At 45.5% G+C, this 19,446-nt stretch carries 14 protein-coding genes; 4 read left to right on the top strand and 10 right to left on the bottom strand.

Translation table 11 applies throughout. The features are described from left to right. Nucleotides 1–3: 3 nt before the first annotated feature. The 6 genes from QUA57_RS01485 to QUA57_RS01460 form a co-directional block, all read right to left on the bottom strand. Complete coding sequence (locus QUA57_RS01485) at nucleotides 4–1,821, bottom strand: hypothetical protein (protein ID WP_333059007.1); 1,818 nt, start codon at nucleotides 1,819–1,821, stop codon at nucleotides 4–6. A gap of 253 nt (nucleotides 1,822–2,074) precedes the next feature. After that, nucleotides 2,075–4,075, bottom strand: a complete 2,001-nt coding sequence (locus tag QUA57_RS01480; RefSeq protein ID WP_333250906.1) for a chromosome partitioning protein ParA — start codon at nucleotides 4,073–4,075, stop codon at nucleotides 2,075–2,077. Nucleotides 4,076–4,133: 58 nt separating this feature from the next. Further along, on the bottom strand, nucleotides 4,134–7,139 hold the full coding sequence (locus QUA57_RS01475; protein WP_333059009.1) for a peptidase domain-containing ABC transporter: 3,006 nt from the start codon (nucleotides 7,137–7,139) through the stop codon (nucleotides 4,134–4,136). A 132-nt stretch (nucleotides 7,140–7,271) separates the two neighbouring features. Beyond that, a complete protein-coding gene (locus tag QUA57_RS01470) occupies nucleotides 7,272–8,021 on the bottom strand; it encodes a peptidylprolyl isomerase (protein WP_333034840.1) in 750 nt (249 codons plus the stop codon). 295 nt (nucleotides 8,022–8,316) lie between these two features. Next, nucleotides 8,317–12,117, bottom strand: coding sequence for a glycosyltransferase (locus tag QUA57_RS01465; RefSeq protein ID WP_333059010.1), 3,801 nt, complete (start codon nucleotides 12,115–12,117; stop codon nucleotides 8,317–8,319). A gap of 178 nt (nucleotides 12,118–12,295) precedes the next feature. Further along, nucleotides 12,296–12,424, bottom strand: a complete 129-nt coding sequence (locus QUA57_RS01460) for a hypothetical protein (protein ID WP_333059012.1) — start codon at nucleotides 12,422–12,424, stop codon at nucleotides 12,296–12,298. 50 nt (nucleotides 12,425–12,474) lie between these two features. Between QUA57_RS01460 and QUA57_RS01455 the strand changes: the two genes are divergently transcribed. The 3 genes from QUA57_RS01455 (at nucleotide 12,475) to QUA57_RS01445 (ending at nucleotide 15,961) form a co-directional block, all read left to right on the top strand. Beyond that, nucleotides 12,475–14,148: a methyltransferase domain-containing protein gene (locus QUA57_RS01455; protein ID WP_333059014.1), complete on the top strand. Its 1,674-nt coding sequence runs from the start codon at nucleotides 12,475–12,477 to the stop codon at nucleotides 14,146–14,148. Between the two features lie 75 nt (nucleotides 14,149–14,223). After that, the gene (locus tag QUA57_RS01450; protein WP_333034836.1) at nucleotides 14,224–15,093 is read left to right on the top strand and encodes a calcium-binding protein; all 870 of its coding nucleotides are present in this window, start codon (nucleotides 14,224–14,226) and stop codon (nucleotides 15,091–15,093) included. 40 nt (nucleotides 15,094–15,133) lie between these two features. Beyond that, on the top strand, nucleotides 15,134–15,961 hold the full coding sequence (locus QUA57_RS01445; protein WP_333059015.1) for a Uma2 family endonuclease: 828 nt from the start codon (nucleotides 15,134–15,136) through the stop codon (nucleotides 15,959–15,961). 12 nt (nucleotides 15,962–15,973) lie between these two features. Here the strand turns inward: QUA57_RS01445 and QUA57_RS01440 are convergent, their stop codons facing one another. From QUA57_RS01440 to QUA57_RS01430, 3 genes are all read right to left on the bottom strand, one after another. After that, nucleotides 15,974–16,780 (bottom strand): MOSC domain-containing protein, encoded by an 807-nt coding sequence (locus QUA57_RS01440; protein ID WP_333059016.1) that lies wholly within the window; start codon nucleotides 16,778–16,780, stop codon nucleotides 15,974–15,976. Nucleotides 16,781–16,896: 116 nt separating this feature from the next. Then, nucleotides 16,897–17,196, bottom strand: coding sequence for a putative quinol monooxygenase (locus QUA57_RS01435; protein ID WP_333059017.1), 300 nt, complete (start codon nucleotides 17,194–17,196; stop codon nucleotides 16,897–16,899). Nucleotides 17,197–17,433: 237 nt separating this feature from the next. Further along, on the bottom strand, nucleotides 17,434–18,111 hold the full coding sequence (locus QUA57_RS01430; RefSeq protein ID WP_333059019.1) for a hypothetical protein: 678 nt from the start codon (nucleotides 18,109–18,111) through the stop codon (nucleotides 17,434–17,436). A 143-nt stretch (nucleotides 18,112–18,254) separates the two neighbouring features. On the opposite strand from QUA57_RS01430, the gene QUA57_RS01425 reads away from it, so the two are divergent. Then, nucleotides 18,255–18,734: a hypothetical protein gene (locus QUA57_RS01425; RefSeq protein WP_333059021.1), complete on the top strand. Its 480-nt coding sequence runs from the start codon at nucleotides 18,255–18,257 to the stop codon at nucleotides 18,732–18,734. A gap of 118 nt (nucleotides 18,735–18,852) precedes the next feature. On the opposite strand, the gene QUA57_RS01420 is transcribed toward QUA57_RS01425, so the two are convergent. After that, the gene (locus QUA57_RS01420) at nucleotides 18,853–19,356 is read right to left on the bottom strand and encodes a hypothetical protein (protein WP_333034823.1); all 504 of its coding nucleotides are present in this window, start codon (nucleotides 19,354–19,356) and stop codon (nucleotides 18,853–18,855) included. Nucleotides 19,357–19,446 lie beyond the last annotated feature (90 nt).

Below are 19,446 nucleotides of genomic sequence, written 5' to 3'. Positions count from 1 at the left end.
TCCTCATCCTCCGCGCAACTGGACAAACTGGTTGTCAACAGGATTATACACCCAAGCCTTAATTTCAGTTTGGGCGATCGGCAAATTATTACCAGACAAATCAACCGCCCACCTTGCATTATTGTATAACTCAGATTTTAAACTCTCAGCAATGTCGGGACTGTCCAAATTTACATAGGCGTTAGCAAAAAAAGATTGTTTATCACCGACAGATAGCAGTACAATATTCGGCTGTTGCAATTTTTCTGGCCAAACCGCCCAACCAGCAGCCTTGACAGCATCATTTGGCTTAACAGTCAAGGATTTATCGCTAGTTTGAGGTTTGTCTAAATAGCCGTAAACTTTCTCGGTATTAGAAATAAACTCTACATTTTTCGCGAACTTTCTCCAACCTATTTTCTCCATTATTGCAGCGCCTTCTCTCACCAGCCCAGTTTTTTTGCTCAGCACCCTCAAACAGCTTTCCGGCGAATTATTGAAAAAATCAGAGGGGTCGAGATAGTTAATTAACTGCAAACAATCTTGAGCGCCTTCTTTGTAAAGAAGTGCTGAGCGAGATTGGGCGATCGCCTGTTCAGAGTTAACAATTATTGTAGCAATTAACAGCCCTGCCACTACCCGATAAATAAATTTATAATTAAGCTTTAACGTTGCTTTTGTTTCTTTATAATTACCTCGGACAAACAATTGCCCTAGCTGAACCCAAGCAATTAATAGTAAAATCGAATTAGTCGTATATCTCGACGATCCAATCGCCTGAATTGCCCCAAATTCCGCCCTACCAGCCGTAATAAACAGAGCGGATAAAACCGAAAATAAACCTATTGACAGCCAAGGTAAAGCCTCATAATTCTCAGCAATGTCATTCCTATCTGTCATTGCGAGGGAGGAAGCAATCGCCGGGACTTGAGGTGGCTTTTCAGAGTGATCGCTCACAGATGAAGCTATCGAACTTGATACAATCTTTTTTCCAAAATAAACTACAAAAAATATAAAATTTCCCAAAATTACCAATCCTACAAAGGCCGAAATTCCCGGCGAGCGCACAATTGGCGAACCCAGCAAACTTAAAAAGTAATCAATCACCACAAACGGCTTATTCAACAATGAAATAATACTTGCTTTGCGACTAGGATTATAATCAATTGAGTAAACAGCACAAGTTGTCGCAAACAGCAGCATCCATGCGATCGCTCTTTTTCGTTTCTGCGCTGCATTTCCTTCTAAAGCCGCCACAGCCGGAATCGCAGCCAACCAAGACAGCAAGCCTTGAGCCAGCGAAAAACTAGCAATAAAGCAGAATACAGCAGCAATAGAGATTCTAATATTAGGCAATAATTTGTGATTTGAAACCAGCGCATAAACCGCAGCTACAAAACATAAATTTACAAAAAACCACGCTAATTGAAATCCCCAAAGCCAGTTTTCGTGCTGAACTAGAGAGAAAAGCAAAATACAAGTTAAAATATTAGCTAAATGCCACAAATCATCCGCGACATTCTTAACTTGCATTGAGGAGAACTTGTACATAGCGATAAAAGTTATCCCAGCCAAACCTATGCTGACGCACAACTGATAATTAATATTCCATCGCGAAGCAAAAGCCAGCACCGCAATAATTATTTTAGGGAAAAGTATGCGGTGGTTGCTGTGCAAACCCCAAAAATCCTTAAAAGTTACATTTCCCGCAGCTAATTTTTCAAAAAGGCTAGCTAACCTCCACTCGTCATCAACGGGAACGTTAACGCTAAAATTCGCTACAAATCCGATTAATAAGAGGACAGGAATTAGATATAAAGTAAATAATATGATTTTTTTCATTAATATCCAATCCGGTAGCATCGGAATTGTAAAATCTAGTCATATCATGCCCGATCGATTAACCATAATATCCCGGTCGGGGCGGGTTTTTGAGAGGGTGAATTATTCGCAGGTACTGTGGGTGAACCCGCCCCTACAAAAATCCCGGTCGCTCGACCGGACATGATATCATCAGCTTTTCGACTGACAATCAACTCTCAACTCTCAACAGTCACCGGCTGTCAACAGTCAAGAGTCAACCGTCAACTGTTCGCTACTTAATAGTCTTGAACGTATCCATTTTGCCAGTAAATCGGTTGATAAACATCTGCAAAACAGTCCGCTTGCCGATATTGATATTAGAGCTCACGGACATTCCCGACTGCAAGTTAACCTCCACTTCATTTGCCTTGCCCTTGTTCAAAACAAACTTCTGATTTTTGAGCTTTATTTTGGTTTTGAAAGCGTAGTATTTCCGCAGTTCAGTAGGAGGCTCAGCATCGCTGCTAATCTCTATCACCTCACCCTCTGCAGTACCAAACTCCATCGCCGGGAAAGCTTCTACATTCACTTCCACAGGCACGCATTGGTATTTCGTCAAACCCAGTTTCTCTCTGTTAACTTCCTTCTCTGGACAAACGCAACTTTTACCTGTTTCACAGTCAATTTTTTCTCCATCTAATTGCTTGCCGTGATACGCCTCCAATTTTGCCCGCTTCTGTCTCAAAGCATCCAATACCAGAGCCACATTGCTGTTTTCGAGGTAAACCACTGCTTCCAGACCGTTTTCGTCATCCAAAACTTTGAGCAGCTTTTCAGTTTGCTGCGCTTCGTAATAAGCTTCTTCGCAGCGTGCTGGGCGCGGTTCGCCCGGTTTCAGCACCGTATTAATAATGGATTGGCATATCGGATCTTTCGCCATATCCAACTTAGCTTTCTCCTTGGTAGAAGGCTTCAAATCAAAGATTACACCCGATACGGGAGCTTTCATCACTTGAGTGTCGCGGTTTTGTTGAGCCTTTTCTAGCTGAGCGTTCACCTCAGACAGCTTTTTCAGGTTTTCCACTTTGAAGCGACTTAGCTGAGAATCGCTGCTGGCAATTTGTTTCTCGTTTTCAGCAATTTTGCTGTAAAGTTCTTTTGCCCAGGAATCCTTGGTGTTTTTTAACTGTTCTTGGGCGCGGGCGATGGACTCCTGAATGCGTGCTTGCTCTCCTTGCTGGCGCTGTATGTCAGCACTAATTTTTTGGATGTCACCTTGACGCGCGTTAATTTCGCCTCGGCGCGTATTGATTTCACCGAGGCGTGTGTTAATTTCGCCTTTGCGAGAGTTGATTTCACCTTCGCGCTGCTTGATTTGATCTTGCTGTTTGAGAACGTCGCTTTGACCCCTGAAAACATCTTGTTCTTGACGTTCTTTTTGCAGTTCAGCGATAGCTCCTTCCTCCACAAGGGGGGCGAGTCTGCCTAGAATGTTTTGGTTCGACTTCAATACTTGTTGGGATTTCGCTAACTGTTCTTGGGCCAAATCTCTCTGAGCCAGGGCTGATTTTACTTGCTCTTGCGAAGAAGCTAACTGCTGCTGAGCATAATTTAATTGGTTCTGGGCAAAACCCAATTGTTGCTGTGCCACTGTCATTTGATCGCCGGCTGCTTTCTCAGCATCCTGAGCTTGCTTCAGTTGTTTTTCTAACTCCTGAACTTGGCCTTGAGCAGCAGCGACGCGAGACAGAAATTCCGATCGATAATTAACATAAAGTCCTTGCTGGGCTGCATCAAAATTTCCGCTAGCTCCCCGATTGAGGTACAGTTCGTCAATCAAAGCTTGCAGCACTTGATTTTGTGCCGTGAGGCTCTGTCTGTCCTTGATTGTTGATTCTAGGTTAGAAGGAACAGCGCCTTGAATTTTGCCGTTGACAACATCTTCGTAAAATTTATTTTCCTTTTCCAGAGCTTCTTTAGTTTTCTGTATCGATGTTAAATCAGCACTGGGTGCAAGGGGGTTGAAAGTGAGCAGAGGCTGGTTCTTTTCCACACGATCGCCATTTTCAACGTGAAGTCTCACCACAGCGCCCGTAGCAGGTGCTTGGATGTCTCTAGCACCATCTTTGAGCTCTAATTGGCCCACAGCGGGGACAGCTTGCTCTACGCTAGCAAAATAAGCCCAAACTACAGCAGAAGTGGTCATCAGCATGATCATCCACAAAAACAAGTGCGACCAAATCGCTGGTTTTTCGAGAATGACTGGTTGCTCAGAAAGTATTAACGATTTCATTGCCATTTGTTAGTTCTCAGTTGTTAAGCGTTAGTGATCAGTTGTGAGTTGTTAGATATCAGGTATTCGATGACTCTTGTTGTTGGAAGAGGCAGTAGTAACGCCCTTTAAGAGCCATTAATTCTTTATGAGTTCCCCGCTCGACTACAGAACCTTGATCCATCATAATAATTACATCAGCGTTTTGGATTGTAGTCAGGCGGTGAGTAATGAAAAACACCGTGCGGCCGGCGAAAGCTTCTGCTAAGTTATTGCAAACTTGGCGTTCGGAATGGTAGTCGAGGGCGCTTGTAGCTTCGTCCAAAATCAGCAGTTTCGGGTTTTGCAAAATCGTGCGGGCGATCGCCAAACGCTGCCTTTGACCCCCAGAAAGCGACGCACCCCGCTCTCCGACTATCGTATTGTAGCCAGCAGGCAAGCCCATAATAAAATCGTGAGCTACCGCTAATTTTGCAGCTCGCACAATCTCATCCGTACTCGCATCGGGATTACTCAGAGCAATATTTTCCTGCACAGTACAGTTAAACAGCAAAGTATCTTGCAACACCACCCCAAGTTGGCTGCGGAGCGAGTACAGTTCCACCTTAGAAATGTCATACCCGTCAATAAAAATCCGGCCCGACAGCGGCGGATAAAGACGCTGTAACAGCTTCATCGCCGTACTTTTACCGGAACCGCTTCCACCCACAATTCCCACAAAACTGCCAGCGGGAAATTCCAAATTCACATTAGCCAATTGCAGTGGGCCGCTCTCCAGAAATCGGAAGGAAACCTCCTCATAGGTAACCTGCCCTTGAATTGCCGGCAGCGGGATATTGTTCCGGTCTTCATCGCTGGTTTCCGTCGGCGTATCCACCACATCCTTAAGCATATCGATCGACATCGAGACTTCTTGGAAACTCTGCCAGACGCTCACAAAACGCAGCAGCGAACCAGTCACGTTCCCGGAAATAATTCGGAAAGCAATCAACTGACCCAAAGTAATCTCATTTCCCAGTACCAAATAAGCTCCCACCCACAACTGAGCTAAGTTACCCACCTGGTTTAAAAAGCCGCTAATCGTACCCGCCGCAGTCCCCGTGATAATTGTTTTAAAACTGGCTGTAATGTATTTTGCGTAGCGGCTCGACCACTCCCACCGGGATTTCAATTCTATATTTTGAGCCTTAACAGTTTGAATCCCGCCGACTACTTCCACTAAATAAGATTGAGAGTCAGAAAAACGCATATTTCTCTGTTTTATCAGGCGCAGCACCAGCGGATTGATTAGAATAATCATCAGCCCCAGTATCGGTACCACTGCCAAAGATACAAACGTTAGCTGCACACTGTAAGAGAGCATAACGGCGACGTAAACCACCGAAAATACCGCATCGAGAACCACTGTCAGAGCTGTACTCGTCATGAATTCCCGAATCTGGCCCATCATGCTGAATTTGTAAACCAGATCTCCCACGCGCCGATTGTCAAAGTAATTCTGGGGCAGCCGCAGCAAGTGGTCGATTACCTCAGCACTCAATTTGACATCGATGCGGTTTGAGGTGTCTATAAACAAAAAGGTACGCAAACCGTTGAGCAGTCCTTCAAACAGGGCAACACCTAACAGAAATGCTCCCAAAATATCCAAGGTGTCAATGCTGCGCTGACCTAAGACTTTATCAATAATTATTTGGCTGATTAATGGGTTGGCAAGACCAAATAACTGTACAAAAAACGAAGCAAGCAACACCTCAAAAAACACTGTCTTGTGTTCCATGAGGGCCGGTACAAACCACCAGAAGCTGAACTGCTCTTTTTGTTCGACTTGCGGAGCTTGCAGCAGCAGGACTTCTCCTGATTCGCCCCAGATTTCTTTAAACTGAGGTATCCGCTTCCGCATCAGCCCCTGTTCGGGCGTGGCGATCACCAATTCTTGCTCGGTGATGCTGTAAATAATGGCAAAGGTATCTTGCCATTTAATCATTACGGGGGCTTTAATGCGGTTGATGGCTTCTGCTGGCACTTGCGCCAATTGGGGCGTGAGGCCGATGCTTTGGGCGATCGCCCCGCAGGCTTGCATACTGATAGAACCAGCGGTTTTTAACTGATTTTCTAGAACTTTGCGGATGATATCTCGACGAAATTTGAGGCCGAAATACTTGCTCAACATTTGGAAGCAAGCTAGCGGGCTGTCAATCTGCCCTTTGGCGCGGAAAACTGGGTATCTCGCCGAATCCTTTGGTTGGTCGCTTGTTGGTTCTGGGGGACGCTCTGGGGCGCTCTTGATGTCGAGCAATTTTCCGGGCGGATTCTGCCCAGGGCCTGCTGTCTCTGTCGTGCCATCGAATGACTCTGTTTCGGGTTGGGGTTCTGGGGGTTCCCGGAAGCCGACCAAACGGGCGCCGAGGCGACCTTCTACTTTTAAGGATTTGGCTGCGTTTTCCACAGAGAAGCGGCTGCCGGTGGGAAAGTCGCCCAAGACGCCGCTGCTGACGAGCCAAACTCGATCGGCATCTAGCTCTTTGGCGATGTCTTGAGTTTTTTTGTTGCCGTTTGGCACGTTGACAACTGTAGCGTCTTGCCAAGCTTGCAGGGTGAGTTCCTTGACATTGGAAGTGCCGTCCGCTTGGCGCTGCAACTCCAGACTCAACAGTTCAAATACTTCGCTCAAGGAACAGTGTTCGCGAAAGGCTTCTCCAAAGGTCGGCTGTTTTTCCAGTACGCTCAGGAAATCTTCGGCAGGTAGGACGATCGCGATCACATCTGTAGAGGCAATTGCCGTTTCGCAGGGAACTCCCCTGAGCAACCCAGCCCAGCCCAGGATTTCCTTCGACTGCACCAAGCGTAAACTTACGTGGCGCTGCGAGCGCTGGTCAAAGCCCAGCAGCCGGGCCTGGCCTTGATAGATAATTGCCACCTGAGTCGGCATTTTTTCCCGTTCAAACAGGGGTTGCCCCGTCCGGTAGCCAAGGAGTTGGCATTTAGCCACCAAGGCTGTCAGAGCCGTCTCTGACAGTCGGTCAAAGGGAGGTGTTTGAGCTAGGAAATCCTGAATTTGGGAGAGGGAAACAGCGGAAGAAGTCATCCAATTTTAGATTTTAGATTTTAGATTTTAGATTGAATCCACAGATGAATCCAGGGGGTTTTTGTCAGGATGCTACGCTTTTTAAAGTCTCCACGGATAAATCCGGGGGCCCCTGACCAAAATGCTTGACTGTCATGATATTGAAGACACGGAGGAGAGGGGCTGTAGCGGGCCTATTTGCGATATCTGTTCGGCGAGCCAGCTTTCAAAGAGTTCGTTAATCAAGTGCAGCCGCATCGATTCATCGAGCTGGGCCGGCATGAACTTTTCTAGTCGAATAATTACCATCCATTCTGCCAGAGGACGCGGCGTCCAGAGTTGATTTGGCTGGCTGACCGACAAAAGTTTGCTGATTGCCGGGTGGGGCTGGCTGAGGGGTACTGGGCCCAACAAGCCGCCTGACTTGGACTCGGGCCCTTCGGAATAGTCGCGGGCCACTTCAGCAAAGGTTTGTTCCCCTTCCAGGATGCGAAAGTAAAGTTCGTTTGCCAGTGCTGGATTTTTGGTGCGTACCAGGGAATAGACTACGTGGTCTAGGCTGGCTTTGCGGGTTAAAAAATAATTATCTACTTTAGGTCTCCAAGTGGCTTGCTTAAATTTTTCGATCAGCAAGGGCCTAACGGCCATCTCTTGAAGTTCTTCTTCCGTCATATTTTGGCCGCGCAGCCAAGCTTCTTTGGCTTCCGGGGCTGTCAGTTGGTGTTGTGCCAGAAAGTTCTCGACGGCGGATTGGCGTTCTTCGTCGCTGCAACTAAAGGATGCGATCGCTTGGTCTACTATTACACCCCGCAAGAATTGCGGCATCAACTGATACCGCTTCAGGAGCGATGGCATATCCTGAGCTTGCAGTAATTTATCGCCTATTTGAAAAAGTCCTGTCATTTTTTTATCTCCAACTGACTTGCGCTTCCCCTTTTAATTTAGCTGTGGCAGGAAAAGAGCGACAACCACTAACCCCTAGATTCCCCGATGATAGCAGACCGTCAGTGGGCTAGCGCTATTGCTGTCTATTTCTTGACGCTCTGCCTAGCGAGGGGTTCCCCGCGGGTCTCAGAATGGTAGAGGAATGCGAGAGTGGGAGAGTGGAAAAATCTTTACTTCTGCCATCTTCCTTCTTCCCTCAACATCCATCCGTTAAATCCCGTACACTCCTTAGTTGCTGAACTTCCTTCTTCCTTCACTCTGGGAATAGTCTTTCAAAGAGTGCTCCCAGTTGGGTCGAGCAAGCCCGACTGTCGAGATATTGGGGGTTTGCCGCCATTTTTTGCTGAATTTGATCGCGGTAGTGCTGGCGCAGTTCAGGGTTCGTTCCCAGTGCTGTGCTGAGCTCTAAATAAGAGTTCTCGCTGTTTGCTACCAGTTCCGGAATTAGCAGTTCTTCGAGCAGGGCGGCTGATTGTCGCGATCGAGTTGTTTGCCCTTTTCTTACAACTACAGGCAACCCCACCAACAGCGCTTCTGCAGCATAGCAGGCACTGCTGTATGGATAGGAGTCTAAATATATATCAGCCAATTCCAGACATTTTATGTAATCGGCGCGAGATGGCAGCGCTTTAATCACAACTAAGCGCTTTTTGTCAACCCCAAATTCGGCAAAGAGCGATCGAATTTGGTTGTAAAAAGGCACCGTCGGATAGTTTTCTGAGCGGGAACTAAAGGGATACAAAACTAAAATAGAATTTGGTACGGCAGCAATAATTTTTGCCCAAGTTTCTCTCAATTCTGGGATAATTGTAAAAGCTTGAGCGCCGGACATGAACACTACAGATTCGTCGGTGGCTCCCCAACTGCTGCGAGTCGGTTCAACTGTGGCAGGTGCCGATCCTACAGTATAGCTTAAACAAACTCCCGACCCTTCTAAACTAATTAATTTTTCGCGATACTCTGCTGCTGCACCTGCAGGCAATGTCAAATCTCCGGTCAGGAAATAATCGATATTTCGGGCGCCCGTGGTGGCGGGGGTTGACGCACCGGTAGCTATTTGCACCCGGGCTAGTCGGTGCAGGCACAGCAGCGCGCTTGGTTGAGAAGTGTTGGTAGTATTGGTGCAGATTAGCAGAATATCTAAATCGTGCGATCGCATTTCTCGGACTTGCTGGGGCAAATCTTCTGACAGTTGCACCAGTTTGTCGGCGCAACTTTCGCAATATTTCCTCAGTCGCTCGTCTTGTACCTGGAAATGGTACACAATAATTTCAAATTTGCTTCTGTTTAAATATTCAAAACTCGGAATTGCAGCACGAGTCTCGGATTCATCACTAATTTTATCAAGCAAAAAGCCAACTCGAATTTTAGTTATTTCTGGTTCTCTTTGAGGAAAATCCCATTCTATTTGACAGCCGATATTTTTCAAATAAAATTCCAGAATCTCAGTTCGTTTACTCAATATATTGAGCAGATTGTCCTCGCTCAAATACAAAGCTTGGAAGCTAACATTTTTCGCCATAAATGCCGCCAAATAACGCCACACTTCTGAATCTGAAAAACGGGCGATATTTCCAGCGACGTACTTGATTAACTGCTGGAAATATTCAGAGTACCTTTCTATTTCCCAGTTTTGTTTAAAATAACCGGGAGACTGAAAGATAAATTTCAAAAAGTCGTCAAAAAACCACTGGGGAATTGCTGCATTTTTATACTCAAGTGGCAACTGATAAGCGTCGCGGTACAGCATCGCTGCGAGGAGATATTGAATCTTATCAGCAATTTCCCCTACTTCAGCAAGTTTGGAGGATAACTGCTGGACCAAACTTTGTTCTTGCTCAGTTAAAGTTTCATTTTTGAGGGCGCTATCTAGTAGCAATTTATGAGCTTTCCCCATGTCTTGCGAGTAAGCACTTTCTAATTTTTTTGCGGGCAAATTCAGCCAATATTCAGCTAGCTGTTGACGGTATTGGCGCAGCGCGAGAAGAGGTTGTTTTGAGGGGAATTTATTGTATTGATCAAGCATTGCTGACAATTCCGATAAACTCGGCTGGGTTCTCAATGCCAACTTTTGGCGGATTGTCTGTTTGATTTGTTGATCGAGGAAACTGTAATCAGGACTATTTAGTAGTTTTTTGTAAAATCTTACTACATCCTTATGATTTTCCCCAGCCGCGAAGTTTTTCCAAGTTTGTTGTTCGGGATGAATCCGCAGTGAGGACAGTTTTTCATCTACAAATCCGATGTGATAGTTCCCCATGATTCGCCACCACATATCTAAGTCTACATACTGAGATAATCCCGAATCAAATAATCCTATTTCTTCAAAGACTCTGGCGGCAATTAAGACTGTACTCGGTTCGCCAATTTTGTTTATGGGGTTGCTCAAGCAGTTAGTATCTGCCAGTAATTCTTTTCCGGGCTGAATATATTTTAAATTCGACCAACTTTTATGCAAATCTTTAATTGATTGGGAAGCTTTCCGCAAAATCGGGTTAGATTCATTTTCAGCTATGGTGATGCCGCGCGGGGAGAAAACCATACCTATTTCTGGGTTTGGTTGGGCGACGGCGACCATTTTTTCAATACATTCGGGTACGAGCAAGTCGTCTTGAAACAAAAACTTAATGTATTGACCTTTTGCTTGGGATATGCAAAAGTTCCAGTTTTGTGATAAGCCGTAGTTGCGGTGCAGTACGATGCGGAAATCGACTGAGGTTTGGGATTGGAAGGATTGGGCGATCGCAACTGTTTCGTCTGTGGAACCGTCGTCGGATATAATCAGCTCTATGTTAGGGTAAGTTTGGGTCAAAGCACTTTGAATCGCTTCGCCAATAAATGCTGCTCCGTTGTATGTCGGAATACAAATACTAACTAAAGGTCGTGCATTTTTTACTGTCGCCCCCTGAGAGGACTTTTTCCGTATTCCGCCCTCCAAGCTTTTGAAATTATCTGTAATTCCGGCAATATATTCGAGACGGTTTTGAATTTTTCTCCCGACATTTGACGGATTCAGTAAAGTCTTAATTTCATCAGCAGCTATTCTTCCAACTTGCTGAGCTTCCCGGTAATTGTTGAAGACATGACGCATTAAATCAGCAGCGTGTTCGACATCGGCTTGGGCCCAAACATTGCCTTTTTTGTAAGGTCCGAAATCTTTCTCAATTGGGATTAACTTATACTTGACTAAATAGCTGTTGCCGACATTCATAAATTCTGTATTTGATGAATAGCCGGTGGCAATTACGGGTTTGCCGTAAAACATGGCTTCAGCCATTGTTAAGCCGAATCCTTCGCAGCGGTGCAGCGATACATAACAGTCGCAATTATAGAGCAATCCGTTAAGTTTATTTTTGGACAAATATCCGTCTAGATGTTTGATATTTGAATTATTTGCTATCGCTGAGTTTAAGGATGCTTGCGCCGCTGAAAATTTGTTGGAGTTAGAAGATTTGATGACCAATAATACGCTGTTATCTTCCCCAAAAGCTTGTTTAAATGCTTGAATTGTCGCCAAAGTATTTTTGCGCTCGATGCGGCTAGAAAAGTCGAATACAAACAAGAAAATAAATTTATTTTTCGGTAAATTCAGTGCTTCTCTGCTCAGGGAAGGTGCGGGGAGAGCAATACTAGGCATGATTTTGATAACCGGAATTGGCGCTACTGCGGCAATTGCTTCGGCGCAATAGTTGCTGTAAGTCCATATTTCGTGAAAGTGATTAAATGCGGGCTGCCATTCCGGGGGAAAGGCTGGAAGTTCCCAGGCCCAAAAGCCGAGGTTGTATTTTTTGTCAAAATAACTGGAACCTATATGTTTGATAAAGGTTGCAACTTCATCTGCGTTGACTTGAATTAAGTTTACGGGATAGGGATTATCTTCGCTAAAATTTTGATAGGTGGTGTCTTTCTTGCGGTGGGGACTGCGGGTAAAATTGTTGATGACGAAAGGAATGTTGGCGGCTTCTGCAGCCCTGATGTTTGCTCTGACACCTTCTCCTATGCCAAATTCGCCGTTGATGTAGCCGGCGATGTTCATTCCTAGATTAGGGTTCATAGTTTCTAATGTATTTAGCACAGTGTAGTGTGGATTTTTTGAGGAAAAGCAGAATTAATTAATCGGCTCAATTGCGCTAAAAAAGGGTAGGGTAGAGAAGAAATTATAATTTTGCCGAATATTTGCTAACATATAGCAATCCTGGAGGATTGGTGAATAAGATTTACAGGAAACGCTCTTAACGCAGACCAAGAGAATAGAAAAGAAAAAAAGCTCGCAACTGAGAATCTAGTGCTTGACAAAGATAGCGATCGCCATTGTATACTGGCATCGCAATGCTAACCTTCGGCTGGTTGTCTGTCGGCATGGGTTGCTCTGTTTTATTTTACGATAAACTAATCAGGAATTTTAGACAAAGTGATCGATCGCGTCAACCACGACTTCTTGAAGCTGCTCCCGCCGGATGCTAAAGTCATTGTTGAAATTGGCTGCGGTACGGGATCGACGGGCGAACAGTACAAGCTGATCAATCCCCATTGTCAGTATATTGGCATTGAATGCGATCGAGAAAAAGCTAAAATTGCAGTCGATCGGCTAAACTGGGTGACAGTAGCCGATATTGAAGAAATTGCCATCGAAAGTCTCGACATCGCTCCAGGAACTGTCGATTGCTTAATTTTCGGCGACTTGCTACCCTATCTGAAAAATCCCTGGGAAGTCCTCAAGCAGTACAGTGCTTTGCTGAATCCAGAGGGGCAAATTCTCGCCAGAATCCCTAATGTTCAATACTGGCGGCGGATTGTCAATCTGCTGCGGGGACAGTGGGAGAATCCCGACAGTAAGATGCAGCACTGGTTTACCCTAGAAAGTATTAAATCACTATTTGCTCAAGCCGGATTGCAGGTTTATGAATTTCAAGGGAAGGGACACAAAACCGAAAATTTTGTCCACTTTCAGGAATTACTGCATCCAATGGTAAAGGCTTTAGAGCTAACATCGAGCAGCTTTGCTACGGAAACAGGTGCTGAACATTATATCGTGCGATCGACCAAATCGACCGTACCTGCGCGCAGGCTGCTGATTCAGACTATCATTATGGCTCCTACAGGGTGCGATCGCGTGCGAGTTTTGGAACCGGACAAATTTAGCGCCACAATTCCCGGTGTCCGCACCGTATCCGGCGTGAAAACAGCAGGATTAATTTCCCCTCTGCCGGAAGAAGAAAAAGTCTTCATTTGGCAGCGGACAATTATGCAATATCCCGGCTATATTCCCCAGCTCAAAGAACTGTTGCAACAAGGCTATTTAATAGTAGCTGAAATTGACGACAATCCCATCCGCCGCCGCGAATATGCAGATAATAATTACCTCAGCTATCGCGGCTGTCACTGCGTGCAAACTTCTACAGAACCCCTCGCAAAAATTTTGCGCCAATACAATCCCAATGTGGCTGTATTTCCCAATCACTTAGCTTATCTACCTCCGCCGCGAATTTATCCGACAGAAGATACAGTCACAATTTTTTTTGGTGCACTCAACCGCGAAAAAGATTGGCAGCCGATTATGGCAGCACTAAATCGAGTTTTAGTCGCACACAAGCACCGGATTCGAGTTAAAGTAATCCACGACAGAAAATTTTTTGAATCATTGAAAATACAGCAAAAAGAATTTGAACCCTTTTGCAGTTACGAACGGTATCAAGAAATCATGTATAGTTGCGATATAGCTTTGCTGCCGCTTGTTTCCAACCCGGTTAACGAAACGAAATCCGACTTAAAATTTATTGAATGTGCAGCGCGGGGAGTAGCGGTGCTGGCAAGTCCCACCGTGTACGAACATTCGATTGTCGAAGGTGAAACAGGATTGATTTATAGATATGAAAAAGAGTTTGAAACCAAACTAAATTCGCTGATTTCAGACACTTCTCGGCGTCGGGAAATAGCCGCGAATGCTTACGAATGGGTGCGATCCAACCGCTTGCTGTGCGGGCACTACCGACAGCGGCGAGATTGGTACTTACAGATGCGAGACGAGTTGCCACGTTTAAATGCTGAGTTGCGCGATCGCCTGCCGGAGTTATTTGGTGACTAAGTGCGGTAAGATTTATAGGGTTATTGTGCGATCTTACTGTTTTATTGTTTAATTTCTAATTGTTACTCCACACCAATGCGAATTCTATTCACTATTGCTCACTTTTACAATCCCAGTGGCGAGGGGAAACACGCTTCCCAGCGAAATGATCCGCAACCGCGACTGAATGCTTTAACCGCTTGCGTGACAGCGCTGCAAGCTTTGTACGGCAAATCTCAGTCCATGATTGACATTAGCGAATGTGCAACTATCCCAGCAAATCAATCTCAACAGCACGAAATTGACATTGTTATTTGCACTACTCAAGGTTATCATCTGTTGCCTCAACTGCCCGTGCAGCCCAGATGTTTTATGCACCACGCTACCAAATGCGAACCGCTGCTTTTGGGGTTTGAGTGTCAAGCAGTTTTGCGAGCGTGTCTTAACAAATACGATTATTTCTGTTATTTGGAAGATGATTTAGTTCTGCACGATCCGTGGTTTTTTAGTAAATTAAAGTGGTTTACGCATCACGGAGGAAATGGGAATTTACTGCAACCTAATCGCTATGAAATAGCGCCTAAAGGCGCGGTTTTTAAAGCATATGTTGATGGTGATTTAGCCGACTCAGCGACTTCTCCGTTTCAAAATGTAGAGGAGCAGCGGCAGTTAATGGGAAAAATAATGGAACAAACAGTCGCTTTTGAGCGGGCGTTGAATCCTCATTCCGGCTGCTATTTTTTGAATGCGGAACAGATGGCACACTGGGCTAAGCAGTCTCATTTTTTGGACAGGGATACTAGCTTTATCGGCCCGCTGGAAAGTGCCGCGACTTTGGGAATTATGCGGACTTTTAGAGTTTACAAATCAACTCCTGCTTATGCTAATTTTTTGGAGATTCAACATTTTGGCACGAGTTTTCTGAACTTGATTGGTAATAAGGTAAGGGTGCCGGAAGCAGGATAAGTTAAGATATTCAGGTAAGCTGCAATACTTGAGAGGTCGCATGACCCCGGCAACCGAAAAAATTGTCCTTCCCTCTCCTTTCCCCGACCACACTCAACTGCCAGACGAAGACGGCACTTTTGTGAAGAATTTTCAGGAGCATCCTCAGAGCATTATTTTGACTGATTCTATCGGGTCGGTATTGCAAGAGCTTCATCCCGATGGGCAATATGCTATAGGGCAAGACTGCGGCATCTACTGGCGAGAAACTGACCCGCTTGAAAAGGGAGCAGAAGCTCCAGACTGGTTCTACGTGCCGAATGTGCCACCAACATTAGGAAATCAGATCCGTCGCTCTTACGTGCTGTGGCGGGAATTCATGGCTCCGATGATTGCTTTGGAGTTCGCATCAGGAGATGGTTCAGAAGAGCGGGACACAACCCCACTATCGTACTCGGAAGTTGGAGCGGCGCAAAGACCTGGGAAGTTTTGGGTATATGAGCGGATCATGCGGATTCCGTTTTATGGCATCTATGAGATCAATAGTGGCAGGCTGGAGGTTTACAACCTGAACAACGGGTTTTACCAGCAGTTGCTTCCGAACGATCGCGGTCATTATCCGATCGCGCCAATGGGCGTAGAATTAGGACTGTGGCAAGGCAGTTATCAAAACCAGACAATGCTGTGGCTGCGGTGGTGGGACAGCGAGGGCAATTTGCTGCTGACAGGTACAGAACGAGCTTCCTTAGCAGAGCAGGCTTTGAGTGCAGAAGCCCAAGCACGGCGGGATGCCATCCCTCGGTTGTTGGCAATGGGATTGAATACACAGCAAGTGGCAGAAGCACTCGGTTTATCAGTAGAGGAAGTTAGGCAGCATTCACAATCTTAATGTTGGTTTTTATTAATAAGAAGTCACAACATCGCCGATTTTAACTGTGCCGCTGTTGATAATTTTGGCTAAAACTCCAGTTTGTGCGTGACCGAATTCCTTTTGGAGTAAACTGAGTAGGGAAATATCCCGATCGCCCGTTTCTGGATTCACTTCTATATTGACACAGCGACCGATTCGTGCTGTAACTTCTATGCGCGCCGTGCCTAATTGAAACTGTTTTCCGATCAACTCAAATTCTGACCAAGCTGCCATACCTTCTAGCACAATGTTCGGGCGAAATCGGCCCACGTCAATGTTTTGAAGAGCGATTTCTGTTAATTGGTCTAATGTGGCTTGACTGAGTAAAGAGATGTGTACGGGTTCTCGATCGGGATAACGAGTTTCGCCGCTGCTGTCGCCGACTAAGTGCAAAGGTGCAAACTGCGGGTGTCTCGCTTCTTTTGTGGGTTCAATTGCCGCCAGATATTCGGTGAAAAAAGCGCCGATGCGATCGCGTCCTGCTGCTGTGTTCGTTTCTGCGGATAACACTTCAAATCCTTGACGCTTGACTGTTACAACCGTCGTTTCCGGTTGATAATCACATTCCAAAGCTGCTAACAGAGGCCAATCGTTTTGGACAGCAAAATTTTTTTTGCTCATCCAAGGCACATTGTCTGCCGGCATTTTTGCAGCTTCCAGATTATCTGCAAACATTAAGGCAAAAGCTCGATCGCCCTTAATTCCGTGTCCTGCTGTTAAAGCAAACTCCGACATTTCTTGCGGTGTCAGCCCTTTAATTGGATAAATAAATAACTGTTTTATTGTTGCAGACATCATAAATTTGAGGAAGTTACTACACTTTTAAATCTCAATCTTATCCCCCCTTACTAAGGGGGGCTAGGGGGGTAGAAGCTATTTCACCAACCCTTAATAAAATTGCTCTAAAAACCGGATTAAGCTAGCAATTCATAGCGGCGGATATCTGGAGGCCCAACGACCAAACCGTCTAATTTCTGCACAGCGTCTTGAATGTGAGTTGAACCGAGATGTAGTTCCAGCAAATCTGCACTTTCCCACTCTTCAACGAAGGTAAAATCTGTGGGATCGGCTTGATTTTGCAGGAGTTCGTATTTGATGCAGCCTTTTTCTTTGCGAGTGGGCTCCATAATGCTCAGCAGCAGAGATTTAAGTTCTGCTACTTTGTCGGGAAAGGCAGCGAGGCGGGCGACTACTCGCAAGGTTGTTTTGGACATAGGAAAAAAAAGTCACAGATAGGACGATCGAATTTACCGATTTTTATTTGGCAAACTCAACTATAGAGGATTTTACTTAAAATAACCTACACAGGTCGATCGGTCAACGGCAGTAAAGTCAGTGCTGGACGCGCTCAAGTCTCAGAAACCCGGTTTCTTCCCAAATTCTTCGTTAGCAACCGCAGAGCGTCGTATAAACGGGGTTTATTGATATATTTTGGCTTATACCGGAGGCACTCAATCTTTGGGATAAAATCGCTTGTTTTCTGTAGAATATTCCCAGGCGATCGCCTCCGGGTCTTTTTCGCGGCTCCACTGAGCAAACTCCGGCTTAAGTTTCCACTTGCCGATCGTAGTTGCGTGAACTTTGAACCTGCGGGAGAGTTCCGTCTGGGTAAAAGAGATTTTGGGTTTTTCAGGAGTCTTGGTTTGAGCAATGGGGAATAAATTTGGTTTTTTATCTTGTGCTTTTTCCCGATTTGTGGGAGGCTCTTGAACAGCTATTCCCGCATTAGCTGTTTCGCTTTGATTGACAGGTGGAGCTATTTGAAAATAATACAAAATTCCGCCTTGTTCTGTCACTTCAAAATCCGCTGCAAACTCAGAGGCTCGTTCGTCGAGATACTCTTGAACCTTTTCTCCGGGGAGTTTTGCATTCATCGCCAAATCCAAAGCCGTAACTCGCCCTTGATTTTCCTTGATTAACTTGTAGAAAACCGAGTCTAAATGAGCGAGTTTGTGTTTTTGTTGCTGCTGGTACAGCCTCCAAGCCCAAGCAATGCCCGCTGTGGTGGCGATCGCCCAAAACATCGTTCCCGACTCGAAACTGGCAACCGCCGTTAAGGAAATAGGCAAAAGCAGGGTAAGATATCCCCAAATGCTTCCCTTCTTTAGGTTATTGCTGTTTTTGACCATAGTTCCTAAACAGGTACGTAGTTTAGCTTAGTAGAGCGTGTCTGAATGTCGCGAAAGTTGTTCGACAGTCGATATATCGGCCGATCGCTGACGCACTCTACTACACCATCCCAGAATCTACTTTTTTTTGCAACCGAGGGTTCATGTACTTTTTTCGCAAACAGATTGCCATCCTGCTGATAGTTGTTGCTTGCTGTACGCTGACGATTAGTTGCAGCAATAGCCGAGCTGTCCAGTGTACTAAATTTACTGAAATTGTCAACAAAGGCAACGCTCTCATTGATGTTGATAAAGACCGCAACGATGCTGCAACGACCGAGCATTTAGCTAAAAATTTGAACCTGATAGCGAATGAACTTGAGGCTCTGCGAATAACAGATCCAACCCTCAAAGAAATTCAGCAGCCATCGGTTAAATCCTTCCAGGAAATTAGTCAAGCACTCGGCGACATAAGCAAAAGCCTTCAGGCTGGCAATCTCGCTTCTTCAAGTATAGAAGGTCGAGAGCAAATCCAAACAGCTCAAGCAGATATTATTAGAGCCGGCCAACAGGCAAATCAAGCAGCCGCAAATCAAGACGCTTTGACTAGCAAACTGATTAATTATTGTAAGAGCGATCGCTAAAGGCTAATAATTTTGAGTTATGAGATGGCCACGCGAACTCCAACAACCCACGGGGGGTGAATGAATTGGAGGAATGCGTCGCCTTCACCTACTATGTACACCTTTGCAATTACCTAATTTAGTGATGAATTTCTAGATTCAAAATATAGCGACCGAGTTGTACTTTCTCCGACCACAACTCGTATTCTAACCGCAGGTGATCCGGTTCCGGCTTTCCTGTCAGCGTCAAGTTGCGAGTGAAGTTACGGAGTCGCAACTGTTCGGGAGTCGCCAGCGATTCGCCCTGAAGCCAATAACGGCTCAGCCCGTACATTCCTCGTTCCCAGCAGTGGCGGTAACTGTATTTGCCGTTTCCTTGCATCGTCATAATGACTCGATAAGGCGAAACTTCTAGCCAGAGCAACCGGGGTTTTGTAGTTGGGGGTAAGATTGTAACTTGCTCGGCAGATTTGTCGGAACCGTCGGAAAATTCGCGATCGATTATTGCTGGTTCGTGCAACAACAAGTGAAAACGCTCCCGGTCTTTTTGATAAAGCGTAGCAGCGGTTTCAACAACTGACCACAAAGGTAAATCTGTGGATACCAGGGATAAACTTACAGGCTTGCGGTGATGGGTCAGCATAAATAAAAGTTTAGGAGTTGTTGTGGATCGGGCAGTTTGAGATTTGAGATTTTAGACTTTAGACTTTAGATTGGCTGGGTTCCAAATTCC

The sequence above is a fragment of the Microcoleus sp. Pol7_B2 genome (assembly GCF_036701035.1).
Classification (GTDB): Bacteria; Cyanobacteriota; Cyanobacteriia; order Cyanobacteriales; family Microcoleaceae; genus Microcoleus.
This window is presented reverse-complemented; position numbering and strand designations above follow the sequence as displayed.

Excerpts from the sequence above, each read along its gene's own strand:
- QUA57_RS01485 (WP_333059007.1), bottom strand. The coding sequence starts at position 1,821 with ATGAAAAAAATCATATTATTTACTTTATATCTAATTCCTGTCCTCTTA.
- QUA57_RS01480 (WP_333250906.1), bottom strand. The coding sequence starts at position 4,075 with ATGAAATCGTTAATACTTTCTGAGCAACCAGTCATTCTCGAAAAACCA.
- QUA57_RS01475 (WP_333059009.1), bottom strand. The coding sequence starts at position 7,139 with ATGACTTCTTCCGCTGTTTCCCTCTCCCAAATTCAGGATTTCCTAGCT.
- QUA57_RS01470 (WP_333034840.1), bottom strand. The coding sequence starts at position 8,021 with ATGACAGGACTTTTTCAAATAGGCGATAAATTACTGCAAGCTCAGGAT.
- QUA57_RS01465 (WP_333059010.1), bottom strand. The coding sequence starts at position 12,117 with ATGAACCCTAATCTAGGAATGAACATCGCCGGCTACATCAACGGCGAA.
- QUA57_RS01460 (WP_333059012.1), bottom strand. The coding sequence starts at position 12,424 with ATGCCGACAGACAACCAGCCGAAGGTTAGCATTGCGATGCCAGTATAC.
- QUA57_RS01450 (WP_333034836.1), top strand. The coding sequence starts at position 14,224 with ATGCGAATTCTATTCACTATTGCTCACTTTTACAATCCCAGTGGCGAG.
- QUA57_RS01445 (WP_333059015.1), top strand. The coding sequence starts at position 15,134 with ATGACCCCGGCAACCGAAAAAATTGTCCTTCCCTCTCCTTTCCCCGAC.
- QUA57_RS01440 (WP_333059016.1), bottom strand. The coding sequence starts at position 16,780 with ATGATGTCTGCAACAATAAAACAGTTATTTATTTATCCAATTAAAGGG.
- QUA57_RS01435 (WP_333059017.1), bottom strand. The coding sequence starts at position 17,196 with ATGTCCAAAACAACCTTGCGAGTAGTCGCCCGCCTCGCTGCCTTTCCC.
- QUA57_RS01430 (WP_333059019.1), bottom strand. The coding sequence starts at position 18,111 with ATGGTCAAAAACAGCAATAACCTAAAGAAGGGAAGCATTTGGGGATAT.
- QUA57_RS01425 (WP_333059021.1), top strand. The coding sequence starts at position 18,255 with ATGTACTTTTTTCGCAAACAGATTGCCATCCTGCTGATAGTTGTTGCT.
- QUA57_RS01420 (WP_333034823.1), bottom strand. The coding sequence starts at position 19,356 with ATGCTGACCCATCACCGCAAGCCTGTAAGTTTATCCCTGGTATCCACA.